This window comes from Lactiplantibacillus plantarum (assembly GCF_014131735.1).
GTDB lineage: Bacteria > Bacillota > Bacilli > Lactobacillales > Lactobacillaceae > Lactiplantibacillus > Lactiplantibacillus plantarum.
Genome location: NZ_CP039121.1, coordinates 1,931,869 through 1,944,400 on the forward strand (window position 1 = coordinate 1,931,869; position 12,532 = coordinate 1,944,400).

General features: G+C 46.1%; 11 protein-coding genes. 2 read left to right on the forward strand and 9 right to left on the reverse strand.

Annotated elements, in window-relative coordinates; genetic code table 11:
• Positions 1-14 precede the first annotated feature (14 nt).
• Complete coding sequence (locus E5260_RS08970; protein ID WP_003640777.1) at positions 15-1,982, forward strand: PTS fructose transporter subunit IIABC; 1,968 nt, start codon at positions 15-17, stop codon at positions 1,980-1,982.
• A gap of 139 nt (positions 1,983-2,121) precedes the next feature.
• Positions 2,122-3,444, forward strand: a complete 1,323-nt coding sequence (locus E5260_RS08975; RefSeq protein ID WP_033615798.1) for a metallophosphoesterase family protein — start codon at positions 2,122-2,124, stop codon at positions 3,442-3,444.
• A gap of 107 nt (positions 3,445-3,551) precedes the next feature.
• On the opposite strand, the gene E5260_RS08980 is transcribed toward E5260_RS08975, so the two are convergent.
• From E5260_RS08980 to E5260_RS09020, 9 genes are all read right to left on the reverse strand, one after another.
• Positions 3,552-5,003, reverse strand: a complete 1,452-nt coding sequence (locus tag E5260_RS08980) for a lipopolysaccharide biosynthesis protein (RefSeq protein WP_013355662.1) — start codon at positions 5,001-5,003, stop codon at positions 3,552-3,554.
• A gap of 79 nt (positions 5,004-5,082) precedes the next feature.
• The gene (locus tag E5260_RS08985; RefSeq protein WP_003640780.1) at positions 5,083-6,051 is read right to left on the reverse strand and encodes a glycosyltransferase; all 969 of its coding nucleotides are present in this window, start codon (positions 6,049-6,051) and stop codon (positions 5,083-5,085) included.
• Complete coding sequence (locus E5260_RS08990) at positions 6,036-7,310, reverse strand: hypothetical protein (protein WP_003640781.1); 1,275 nt, start codon at positions 7,308-7,310, stop codon at positions 6,036-6,038. Before E5260_RS08990 ends, E5260_RS08985 begins: the two co-directional genes overlap by 16 nt.
• On the reverse strand, positions 7,307-8,335 hold the full coding sequence (locus tag E5260_RS08995) for a glycosyltransferase (RefSeq protein WP_003640782.1): 1,029 nt from the start codon (positions 8,333-8,335) through the stop codon (positions 7,307-7,309). The genes E5260_RS08990 and E5260_RS08995 overlap by 4 nt, the downstream gene beginning before the upstream one ends.
• A 15-nt stretch (positions 8,336-8,350) precedes the next feature.
• Positions 8,351-9,442, reverse strand: a complete 1,092-nt coding sequence (locus tag E5260_RS09000; RefSeq protein ID WP_003640783.1) for a glycosyltransferase family 4 protein — start codon at positions 9,440-9,442, stop codon at positions 8,351-8,353.
• Positions 9,442-10,107, reverse strand: a complete 666-nt coding sequence (locus tag E5260_RS09005) for a sugar transferase (RefSeq protein ID WP_003640784.1) — start codon at positions 10,105-10,107, stop codon at positions 9,442-9,444. The genes E5260_RS09000 and E5260_RS09005 overlap by 1 nt, the downstream gene beginning before the upstream one ends.
• Entirely contained in the window at positions 10,094-11,035 is a 942-nt protein-coding gene (locus E5260_RS09010; RefSeq protein ID WP_003640785.1) for an NAD-dependent epimerase/dehydratase family protein, read from the reverse strand. The genes E5260_RS09005 and E5260_RS09010 overlap by 14 nt, the downstream gene beginning before the upstream one ends.
• Before the next feature lie 15 nt (positions 11,036-11,050).
• Positions 11,051-11,830 carry a tyrosine-protein phosphatase gene (locus E5260_RS09015; protein ID WP_003640786.1) on the reverse strand — a complete coding sequence of 260 codons (780 nt, stop codon included), beginning with the start codon at positions 11,828-11,830 and terminating at the stop codon, positions 11,051-11,053.
• Entirely contained in the window at positions 11,811-12,518 is a 708-nt protein-coding gene (locus E5260_RS09020; protein ID WP_003640787.1) for a CpsD/CapB family tyrosine-protein kinase, read from the reverse strand. Before E5260_RS09020 ends, E5260_RS09015 begins: the two co-directional genes overlap by 20 nt.
• Between the last annotated feature and the right edge of the window lie 14 nt (positions 12,519-12,532).

Here is a 12,532-nt window from a genome sequence, read left to right on the forward strand (position 1 = left end):
ACTGTTAACTAAACATGGATATCCGCGATTTATTACTAAAAGATGTCATGATCATGGACATGCACGCCACGACCAAGGACGAAGCGATTGATGAGTTAGTTCATAAATATGCCGAACAAGGTATCATCAATGATGAGGCCCTCTACAAGCAAGACATCATCAAACGGGAAGCCGAATCAACTACCGGGATTGGCGACGGGATTGCTATGCCCCATGCCAAAGATAAGGCTGTTAACCGGGCAACCGTGATGTTTGCTAAGAGTAAGGCCGGCGTTGACTTCAACGCGTTAGATGGTCAACCCGTTCATCTTTTCTTCATGATTGCTGCTCCTGAAGGTGCCAACAACACCCATTTAGCCGCCCTCGCCGCCCTCTCAAGCTTATTGATTGATCCTGAATTGGTCGCTAAACTTAAGAATGCACAGTCACCTGAAGAAGTTCAACAACTCTTCGGTGACGCCCAGGCTGCTAAGGAAGAAAAAGAAGCCAAAGATGCTGCTGCCAAGGCCGAAAAAGAAGCCGCAGCTGCCAGCACCACCACTGACGAAAAACGTCCCTATTTAGTTGGGGTTACCGCCTGTCCAAACGGAATCGCCCATACTTACATGGCCGAAGCAGCCTTGATCAAAGCTGGTGAAGCGGCCGGTGTTGACATCAAAATCGAAACGAATGGTTCTGAAGGTGTTAAGCACTTATTGACTGCCGATGAAATCGCTCGTGCCGACGGTGTTGTAATCGCCGCTGACAAAAAGGTCAAGATGGCCCGTTTTGATGGTAAGCACCTGGTTAACCGTCCCGTTACTGACGGGATCAACAAGGCCGATCAATTAGTTCAAGAAGCCTTGAGTGGTAAAGCTCCTGTCTATCACGATGCTGATGGTGGTGCTGCGGATGACGATGAAGGTGGCAGCGCTAATGGTAGCGTTTGGGGTGAAGTTTACAAAGACCTCATGAACGGGATTTCCCACATGTTGCCATTCGTTGTTGGTGGTGGGATCTTAATGGCCCTCTCCTTCATTATTGAGCAATTCGTTGGTAGTAAGAGCTTAGCCTTTACCTTCTTCAACCAAGCTGGTAACATGGCTTTCGCCTTCATGGTACCTGTTTTAGCCGGTTACATCGCCGAATCAATTGGTGATCGTCCTGCCTTGATGCCCGGGTTCGTTGGTGGGTTCATGGCCACGGTATACACTGGCGCTTACGGTGGTGTTTACACGGCCTCCATTACCGCCAATGCTAAGAGTCCCGCTGGTTTCTTAGGTGGTTTAGCCGCTGGTTTCTTAGCCGGTTATATTACTGTTTGGATGAAGAAGTGGACCAAGAACATGCCACAATCCTTAGACGGGATGAAGCCAATGCTGATCTTCCCAATTCTGGGCTTATTGATTATTGCTGCGCTAATGTTCTTCGTTGTTAACCCAATCTTCTCAGTTATCAACGCCTGGATTACCCACTTCCTAAACTCAATGGGTACTGGTAATGCCGTTCTCCTCGGTCTTGTCCTCGGTGGTATGATGTCGATCGATATGGGTGGTCCTTTCAACAAGGCCGCTTACGTCTTCGCAACTGGTGCCTTTACCGCAACTGGACATGGGAACTTAATGGCCGCTGTTATGGCTGGTGGGATGGTTCCACCATTGGCAACTGCGATTGCCACTGCCTTCTGGCCAAAGAAATTTACGGATGACGAACGTAAAGCTGGTATCTCTAACTGGTTACTTGGTATTTCCTTCATTACTGAAGGTGCCATTCCATTCGCCACAGCTGACCCATTGCACGTTATCGGTTCAAGTGTGATTGGTGCTGCCATCGCCGGTGGCTTAACTCAACTTTGGGGCGTTGCCGTCCCTGCTCCTCATGGTGGCCTCTGGGTCTCATTACTCGCCACGAATATCTGGGGCTACATCGGTGCCACAATTATCGGTGCCGTTATCGCTGGGGTTATCCTTGGTCTCTGGAAACCAGCTAAAGCTTCTAAATAATGTGATATCTAAAAAGACGATCAAATTGATCGTCTTTTTTTGTTTTCAAAATTAACGAATCAGCCGTCTAACCCCGCAATAAAACGGGTATAATGAAAGTAATATACTGATTATGTTAACGAGAATCGAGACGAGTTTGATGAAACTACGAAAATCTATCTTTGGCATCAGCTGTGTATTATTCGGCATGATGCTGCTTTCCGGTTGCCAAAAACAAACTAAAATGACCCTGCCCCCTGTCAGTCACAAGACCTTAACAGCGATGGTGATCAGTGATGACCATGTCATTGCGCCCAGCCTGCATGATAATGGTAAGGCTTTCACGCAGTACGCGGCTAACGATGCCGGTGCAGATTTAAAATACAGCGCGACGATTTTTCGCGCTTTTATTGCTAAGGCGTTAATCACCAAGCCTGACGTTGTGCTCATCAGTGGCGATATTACTAACAACGGTGAAAAAGCCAGTCACGAGTACGTTGCCAAGCAGCTTCGCCGACTGACTGCTAAGCACATCCGCGTCTACGTCGTCCCCGGTAATCACGACTTGAACAACCCTATCGCCCGTCGCTTCAAAGGAAAGCATCAATATAGCACCGAGGCGACTAGCCCGACCCAGTTCAAGAAGATCTATCATCAGGACGGCTACGGCCAAGCCAGTGAAACTGACCCAAGCTCATTGGGATATTTGGTAAAACCTAGTAAACACACTTGGTTTTTGATGCTAAACTCCGCCATTTATAAAAGTAATTATCAACAAGGTAATTCAACGGTCGGTGGTGGCCTGACCGATGGGACCTTACAATGGCTTACTAAAGTCGGTAAGCAAGCAAAACAAGCCCATGCGACTCTCATTCCCGTCCTACATCACAATACAATGGACCACACGGTGATTCATCAGGACTATACAATCGGTTATGCCGAAGATGTCCGTAAGGCCTTTACCACTGCGGGTATCAAGTTATCGCTCAGCGGCCATATTCATGCTCAAAATATCAAGTCTACCAAAGTCAAGAACCAGTCACTGACTGATATTGCCAGTGGCGCCCTGATACTGGGATCTCACTATTACGGTACGCTTAAGATCAACCAGAGTAACGGGACGGCCACGTACCACGCGACCCCGTTAAACGTGAGTGCTTACATCAAGCACCACCGTGGTAATAAAGCAATGCGCGCCTATCAAAAGTACGATCATGACGTGTTATATGCGGCTGGCTATAACGCAGCACTGAGTCAGTTATATGAGGACCGTGACGAAACGCAACTATCAAGCGCTAAAGTTAATCAGCTAGCCCGCGGCATGGCGGCCGCCAATATCGCGCTCTTTCGGGGCACCCCAGTCAAAAATAGCGCCGCTATTCAAGCTTGGCAACAAATGCCCCACAATACAAGTTTGCGCGGCTTCGTGTTAGCCACCAAGAAACTACACGGCAACGTGACGTGGTCTGGGTCCGTACAATAACCACTTTATAAACTAAAGACGACAGCGAATTTTCAGGCTGTCGTCTTTTTGATTAGTCACTACTTATAGCTGGTCAGTCACACCGGCACCACCCTACTTCGATTCGGCTAGATTGGTTTTCGCACACGTAGCATTTGGTTAACAATGGTCATTAAATAATCACGCTTGCTAAATCCGACGACGGCCGTTATCAAAATCAATAGATAACGGAGTACAACACTGTGATAGCCTCCTAAAAATAGAAAGCCAACCGCCAAAAAAGTGAGCGTAATCAGCCCCAGTATCTTGCGATCATATGGAAGCGTGCCAAGTTTTTCGCGACAGATTCGATTCATAAACCAATAATGAACAACCGCATACATCACATAGCAAATTAATGTTGTATATCCCGCCACCTCGTATCCTAAAATTGGAATCAACCAATAATTTAGCGCCACATTCAATACTGCGCCAATAACACTGGCAATCATGATTAAAGATGTCCGTTCATAATAGAACTCAAACTTTGCAAATAAATCAAAAGCAAAAATGAAAAAGACGCTCATTGCGATTGGTGGAACGATCCAGGTCGCCTTAGCATATGCTCGTGGTGCGAATATCGAAACGATTTCGGGCGCAAATGCAATCAATAGCAGGTTGACAACCGCAATTAAAACTAAGGCACCGTAAGCAACACCCGCAATATCGGCCACCCGTCGATCCTTGATTTTTTGATATATCCACGGACTCAGCGTTTGCGACAATGCAACGTTAAATAAGATCATGATTTGTGAAAGTGAGTACGCCAAACTATAAATGCCCGCACTTTTCGTATTTACCATGTTCGCAATCATAATCCGGTCAGCACTACTCAGAACGATTTGTGAAAGATAATGTGGGGCCAACGGGATGTTGAACATTAATGCGTGACGCCAAAAATGGCGCGAGAAAAACGTTTTGCCACGATACATTTGCACAAAAAACAAGCCCGTATAGCCTACCAGTTCCACTAATGCTAGCCCTAAAAATCGAGCCGTCACTTTATCATTCGCATACACAACGAGCAATACGCCTACTAACGGTTTGGCGATTGCAACCAGCAAGGTCACCATCACCAATGATTTGTATTGCAAGGCAACTCGGCGCTCACCAGCCCAAAAATTAAAAACTGACGAGGTCCATACCATTAGAAGCATCGCCAACATCTGCGTCGTCGTTAAAGAAAAGACACTATTCCAAAAATCACGAAAGCCAAGGTAAACTAGTGTCCATGCTAATACCAACACAACCGTTAATCCTTGTAATGCAGCCGAATATCGACGTCGATCATGGCTGAATTTGATGAGACCTTGAGTATAAACGCCGTAGCACAGATTTAGTGAGACGATGATCGTGACGATAGTCAGCCAGGAGTACAGCACATTAAATTGACCATACTCGGAAGTAGACATTATTCTGGTAAAAATGGGCGTTGCGATTATTGAAATGCTCTTTTCAAAAAAAGCACAGACTAAGAACCAAAGTGAGGCCTTAACTTGCTTTGGCAAATGCCGATATTTATTTCTAATACTGACTAACATAAATTCCTTTCTCATAGGTCTGAACTGAGCATCACATCCCCTGCTTACTAATAACAAATCTCATAAGCACCGCACACGTTCAATCACTTGGTTGTTGTCGATACCGGCGCCCATTTACCGACCAAATCGTTCTTAAACGTAAATAGTTGATCACATAGTAACAATTATCTGGGGATGTCACCATTGCGCGGACTAACGCAGCCAGGGCCTGACCAAGTTTTCGTTTGCGCATACTGGCCATCGCCATCGTAAAATATTTTTGCCCACGATTAAACGTACTTTGGGCACGGACGTCATTTATTTTGTCTGTTAACGCCGACATCCCGCGGCCGAAACTGTCTGCTCCCGTCCGTTTACGTTCCGCATACAATTGTTGAATATAGCGCGATACCAGATACGTTTTCCACGCGTCGCTGGTCATACTATTACCGCGTAACCGATAGTTCAACACTCGGCGGTTAATTGACCCGATTTTGAATCCATTAGCAAGCAGCCGCAGCCAAAGATCATAGTCCTCAGCCGTTGGTAATAAACGGTAACCACCGACTTGTTGGACGGCCGTTTTCCGCATTAAAACGGTGGGATGAATAATTGTCGAACCATAGGGCAGGATTTTTTGAATTAGTGGTTCAGCCTCGGGAATGGCCGATTTTTCCCCGACAACCTCATCCTGTTCATCAAGATAAGTAATATTTCCGGAAATTAAATCCAAATCGCGCGTTTTTAACGCCTCTAATTCCACTTCGAGCCGATTAGTGACAGAAATATCATCCGCATCCATCCGCGCAATCAACTCACTACTTGCTAGCTCAATCGCCTTATTGAGACTAGCAGCCAGGCCGAGGTTTTCTGGATTGCACACTAGTTTGATCATTTCCACACGGAAATCGTAATCCATTAACAAGTCTTTTAAATCACTCCGTTCTGGATTATCCAGTACGATCACAAACTCCCTCGGCAAATAGGTTTGCTTCAAAATCGAGTCAACCGCTTGCTGGACTTGCTCAGGTCGTTCATTATATACACTCATAATTACGCTGATTGCCATTTTTTCTCCTCAATCTTCAATTCAGTTGAAAGTAAATACCCCAAGAATATTATTGCCGTCAGTACCATGCCGCTGCGCGCAACCTCACCTTTATAATTTGCGATTAGTAGAACTACGCCAAAGGCTAGAAAGATTTTACTATCACGAACAACCTTTCCAGACTTTTTGTGGCAAGCCGTCAACGAGGCTATAATCGTACCGTACAGTAGCGCCATGTAAATGATGCCCCCCATAAATAAGTCATTAATAAAGCCAATGTCGGACGTTCCGAACCAAATATTGTTGGCATTGCCACCATATACGCGAACGCCATAACCAAACACCCAATCTAAAAGCTGACTCGGAAACATCAAGAACGAGCCCGTCAGTTGTTCGTAATTGCCCTGCTTACTACCTTCAAAGACGAGTGCAAACGTATCTTCGAAGCCACTGACGATCCAGGTATACGTATCAGGTTGGATGGATTGCAAAAACGCTAAACCCAATATGATAAAGGTCACACTCAATATGATAATCAACACAACTTGAAACAGCCCTCGAACACTGGACAGCATCCGTTTGACCAGCATCAAAGCAAAACCAAAAGCCAGCGTGATCAAGCCGGTTCGGCCGTTTAATACGATAATAAAGACACAAAATGGTAGGAACCAATAATACTTTTTGCCATGGTTCATTCCCAGATATATCGCAACTAGCCCCATCAAACTATGATAGATTGGAGTAAAAAATGTGTAATCACTGCTGATTCCATACAAACGTTCACCATAAATAAACTGATTCTGAATAATACCAGTGGCTGTTTTTGCTAAAATTGCAGCGCGAATACCCGAACTTGCCAGCATGACCAAAGCAAATAAGCATTGAACGACCACCATCCATAGCATCCAGGTCAAGACCGTTTCGCTTGTCACGTTAAAATACTTACGAAGAACTTCTAGCCATAACACCAAGGCAACGACGTTCAAAATAATCACAATATTTTGAAACACCCGGGGGGCATTTCCTGCCAACTTTGCCCTGAACGCAAAGTAAATCACTGATAGCATCACACCAATCACAAAAATGTGCAGCCGATTAATAGCAATCGATAAGTCCTTTGGCGACAATAGCAAGACGCAACCACCAGTAATCCCCAGTGTAACAATCAGGGGCACATAACTACTGCTCCAAAAGTTGGGTTGGTAAATCAGGTAAAATCCGGCAATCAATAGTCCTAGTTTTAAGAATGGCCCGCCAATTTGACGATTTACTGCAGTCATCGTTCCATTACTCCTTCATAAACTTGCTGGATTCGTTGGATAAATCGCTTTTGTTCATAATCACTAAAATCGACCGCTGCTATTTTAGCCTTGGTTGCCTGATAAAATGGGTCATCCGAGAAGAGACGTGTCAGTACTGCTAATAATTCATCATCACTCGTATAAACGATGCCGTTTACCCTCGCAGCCGTTTGAGAGAGGCCACCAATACGGGGGGCAAACGGAATCGCACCCAACAAAGCCGCCTCGACCATGGTCAACCCAAACGCGTCTGATTTGGACGTCGACAGCACAACTTTTGCATGCCGCATGTATTTGTAAGGGTTACTTTTAAACCCTAACCACCGTATTTGTGGGGTGGCTGCAATCTGTTTAGCGATGTGTGCGCTCAAGCTACCATCGCCGACAATCCCAATCTTTAGTTCAGGGATAGCGTCTAATAATTTATGCGCAATTCTCACAAATCTTGCGGGATCTTTAACATCTTCCAACCGTCCCACGAATAACAGGTCAAATGCAATGGTTGTGCTGGCAGTAGCCAGTTGGCATATCCGTGAACTGTCGATTCCATTGGGAATAATCGCCGTATTGGTTAAATGTTTGTGGAAGCGATACGATTCTTTGGCCCAATCTGAAACATATAAGACTCGTGAGCTCTTGTTGCCAATATATTGAAACGCCAAACTTTTCCAGTTCACACTAGTCTGCCATATCGGGGCTTGATGGATATGGGTGATAATTGGCACATGGTGAAAAAGTAGGTTGACCAAAAAACTCGCTTTGAAATCGTGTGCGTGAATAATATCTGGCTGGAGTGCCAGAATAGCTCGCCGAAATTTAAGAAGCTGTTTCGGCGAAAAACTTTGATACGCGATTCCGACAGCTTGCAAGCTTTCTTGTATCGATCCTGATTGTGAGCAGTAGGTGAAATCATAGGATCCACTCAAACCCCTACTGATATTAATGACCACCTGCTCAGCACCACCTAATTTGGCGGAAAACAAGACATGAACAATTTTTGTCATCGACAATCGTCCCTCCTAGGCCAAGCAACGCAAATAGTACGCCTGCGTTTGTTCAAGCATCTCATGCTCAGTATAGTGACGTTGATACATTTGATAGGAATTAGTCTTGACCTCGGCGATCTTTTTCGATTGATAGAGTGTCAGAATTTTTTCAGCAATCTGGCGCGCATCATTGGTGACCAAAAAGCCATTATGATCAATCAATTCCTGAATGCCCCCAACATTCGACGCAATAATCGGCAGACCTTGGGCTAAGGCTTCCACTAAACTGATTGGGAGTGCTTCATAATCAGAAATCAGCACCCCAACGTCCGATTGAGAATAATATTTTTGTACATTATCCACCACCCCATAAAAGTTCACTTTACCATCCAGATTCAACTGGTGCGTTAGCGTTTTACAGGCTTCAATCGAAGGGCCGTCACCCAGAAAATGACACACGATTGGTAGATTTTCCGGCAAGTATGTCAATGCTTGAATCAGGATATCCTGCCGTTTTGGTGTATCAAAGCGTGCCGCCATTGATAGTACAAAGACCTCGGAACTGGTCGCCTTGTTTGCGCCCGTTAATGCTGTCACGCCATTATGGATAACACGAGCAGGATGAGCACTAGTAATCACACCACTTTGGACACCCAAATCATAATCAAACTGCGAGACACAGATGTAAGCCGTTGTCAGGCGACTTAATGCTTTTTCAATAGTTTTCATCAATAGCTGCCGTTTCTTCCCGACACCAGGAGTAAAGCCCCAGCCATGGACCGTAAAAATGACTTTCATTGGCAATCTAATCGTGGCGAGCCTCCCAATCATACCAGCCTTCGAAGAATGCAAATGAATAATATCTGGCTGCCAATTTTTTACTAATTTCCTTAACGTGTAGATTGCTTTCAAATCACTCAGCGGTGCAATCGGATGTACCAGGCTGGCAACTCTGACAACTTGCACGTCTTGAAATTCTTTCGCGACGCTTGCACTCAGGCGTCCTTCAACGCCGTATACTAAGGCAACGGCATTGCCACGCATCACTTGCGCTTTGATCAAACTATATAGATGCGCCTGGGCCCCACCCCAAGTCGCTTGAGTAATGATGTAAACAATCTTCACTACCGCGCACCATCCCCGGAAATAATCACCCTAACCGTTCCCATCAGCATCTTGATATCAAACCAAATCGAAAAGTGCTCAATGTAATAGTTATCGTACTGACACTTGGCACCCGGTGTAATATCATAGCCACCATTGATCTGCGCATAGCCGGTAATGCCAGGAATGATTCGTAGCCGTTTCGGAAAATCAGGATAGCGTTCACTGAATTGTTCGGTTAGTTCTGGCCGTTCCGGGCGAGGTCCGACCAAACTCATATCGCCCTTCAAAACATTCCAAAATTGTGGTAACTCATCGATCCGAGTTTTGCGCATCCAGCGTCCAACCGGCGTCACCCGAGGATCATTTTTTTGTGCCCAGATCGCACCCGTCTGCGCCTCAGCGTCCTGATACATTGATCGCAGCTTAATCACGTCAAAAGTCGTCCCCATCCAACCGACTCGCGCCTGCTTGTAGAAAACGGGACCGTCAGAAGTCAACTTGATAAGTATGGCAAACACAATTACGATGGGAACGCTGAGCAGTGTGCCCAATAAGCCGACTGCTAGATCGAAACACCGCTTTAGATCCATCTTCCAGCCGGTGACCGGAACACCAATTTTGCTAATAAATTCACAGTGTTGTTCGTCAGCCACGATTGATTCATTAATCTCAACTTCGTGCATGCTCACATTCCCCTTCCCAGTACTTAGTTAATCCTCTTCTCAACGGCCACTCTGATTCATAATTTAAGCGTGCCAACTTGCCAATACTTGCAACTGAATGATCAACTTCACCACCCCGCTGCTCGGCCCGTTTGATTTCAAGTTGTTGACCAGCAATCTCTTGATACATCTGAATAATGCCATTTAAACTAGTTTCTAAGCCATTGGCAATATTGATCACTTCATGTTGCACTTGATGTTCTGTAATCAACCATAATGCCTTGATAACATCACTTACATATACAAAATCACGGGTCTGCGTTCCATCACCGAATAATGTAAATGGTCGCTGTGTTTTCAAACAATCCGTCAAAATCGACAAAACCCCCGAATACGGTGAGCTTGGATTCTGACGCGGTCCATAAACGTTGAAGAACCGCACACAAACGGTCGGCAAATCGTACAACTCACCGTATGCCAATACAAAACGTTCAGTCGCATACTTATCAATAGCATACGGTGACACGGGTGCGACGCGCGAATCCTCGCGTTTTGGTAATTCAGGTAGATTGCCATAAACCGCCGCCGAAGAAGTGAATAGAAATTGCTTAATAGGCAAGCGAATTTGGCGAATATGTTCGAGCAAGTTAAATACCGCGGTATGATTGACAGCATGCGTTTCTGCCGGCCGCTCAATCGAATCCGCCACACTCGCAATCGCTGCCAGAAAATAAATATAGTCTGGCCGTTCGTCTGCTAACAATTGTTGCATGAATTTATCGTCACAGACATCCGCGACGTATATCGTAATCTGTTCCCAATGCTTGATATTGCTGATGGCCCCCATTGACAGATCGTCTACCACCACCACCTCAAAGCCAGATTCAACTAAATGATCAACCAAGTGCGAGCCAATGAACCCCGCACCTCCCGTTACCAATGCCTTCATAACTATTTACCCCTCTCAAAAAAGCCAAAATTTTCGTCGTTGATTTGGTCGCAAGACTTCCCCTAACACTACTGGATCCCCGTTCAGTAGCAGTCTTGCATTCACTGCAAAAGATGCAGGATTGGTACTATCTAACCGTGCTAATGCCTGATAACCTGCCCGCATCATAAATCCTCGTCGTGCCATCAAATGCGCATCTGAAGCAATCACTTGGACCAGCCCGCATTCAACTAATTCCAGCGCTGTACTTTTAACCGCTCGCCCAAATTGCCCAACGAGACTCCCCGCTGTTAGCTGTGCCAAACAGCCCTGCTGCACTAAATCATAGAGCCGCTCTGGTTGTGACATAATCTGAGCATTTCGCTCTGGATGGGCAATCACCGGAGTCGTCCCTTGCTGTAAGAGCTCAAAAATTACTTGCGCCACGTAATTAGGTACCTGCTCGTGTGGCAATTCTAGTAACAAATAGCGCCGACCAACATCAATTCCTAGCAAGTGCGGCAGAGCTGTCGCCAAATCATCTCGCAAATGGACCTCCTGACCGGCAAAAACGGTCAGTGGAATTTGTTGCCGCTTAAGTTCGGCCTGGAGCTCGGCAACGGCCCGCTCAACTACCAGGCCAGTATTCTGATAACGCCGATCTAGATGATGTGGCGTTGCCAAGACGTAATGAATGCCATCAGCCACCGCTTGTCGCGCCATTTCGACTGCCTGAGCAAGCTGCTGGGGGCCGTCATCCAATCCCGGTAATAAGTGACAGTGCAGGTCAATATACTCAGTTGGTCTCAGTCCCATAATAGCCGTACCCATAACCGTGAGTTTTAATGTCCACGTCATTTAAAATAGTCCCGAGTAATTGTGCGCGAGCATTCTTCAAGGCACTCACTGCCTGGCGCACCGCAACTTTTTCGACAAAGTTTTGGCGAACGACTAGGACAGTGCCATCCACTTGACCAGCTAAGATCCGAGCGTCGGTCACGGGCAGTATCGGCGGCGCATCAACAATCACTAAATCTAACTTACGTGTTGCGACCGTTAAAAACTCGGTCATTCTATCGCTGGCTAATAACTCAGCTGGATTGGGTGGTTTAGGCCCACTCGGCATGACAAACAAATGATCAAGTACGGGATAAATGGCCTCGTTCACGTCCGTCAGTTGCCCGCTTAACCATGAACTCACTCCCCGTTGATTACTGATCGCAAACGTCTGATGAATCGTCGGCCGCCGCAAATCAGCATCGACAAGTAAGACTTGCAGGCCTTTCTTGGCGTATTCCACGGCTAAGTTGCTGCCGACCGTTGATTTTCCCTCGCCCTGAATCGCTGACGTGATCATTAGTGTTTTCAACGGTTTACCGACCATCGCATAGTTAAGATTTGTTCGGATCGTTTTGACTTGCTCAGTTACGACTGACATCGGTGCCGTCAAAGTTGTTAACTGTATGCCGGTATGCATATTCGCTACTCTTCGCCTCAATTTCATAACCGTTCCCCCCT

Coding starts and splice junctions, on each gene's coding strand:
- E5260_RS08985 (WP_003640780.1), bottom strand. CDS start 6,051: ATGGCAATCAGCGTAATTATGAGTGTATATAATGAACGACCTGAGCAA.
- E5260_RS08980 (WP_013355662.1), bottom strand. CDS start 5,003: ATGTTAGTCAGTATTAGAAATAAATATCGGCATTTGCCAAAGCAAGTT.
- E5260_RS08990 (WP_003640781.1), bottom strand. CDS start 7,310: ATGACTGCAGTAAATCGTCAAATTGGCGGGCCATTCTTAAAACTAGGA.
- E5260_RS08975 (WP_033615798.1), top strand. CDS start 2,122: ATGAAACTACGAAAATCTATCTTTGGCATCAGCTGTGTATTATTCGGC.
- E5260_RS09010 (WP_003640785.1), bottom strand. CDS start 11,035: ATGAAGGCATTGGTAACGGGAGGTGCGGGGTTCATTGGCTCGCACTTG.
- E5260_RS08970 (WP_003640777.1), top strand. CDS start 15: ATGGATATCCGCGATTTATTACTAAAAGATGTCATGATCATGGACATG.
- E5260_RS09005 (WP_003640784.1), bottom strand. CDS start 10,107: ATGCACGAAGTTGAGATTAATGAATCAATCGTGGCTGACGAACAACAC.
- E5260_RS09015 (WP_003640786.1), bottom strand. CDS start 11,830: ATGGGACTGAGACCAACTGAGTATATTGACCTGCACTGTCACTTATTA.
- E5260_RS09020 (WP_003640787.1), bottom strand. CDS start 12,518: ATGAAATTGAGGCGAAGAGTAGCGAATATGCATACCGGCATACAGTTA.
- E5260_RS08995 (WP_003640782.1), bottom strand. CDS start 8,335: ATGACAAAAATTGTTCATGTCTTGTTTTCCGCCAAATTAGGTGGTGCT.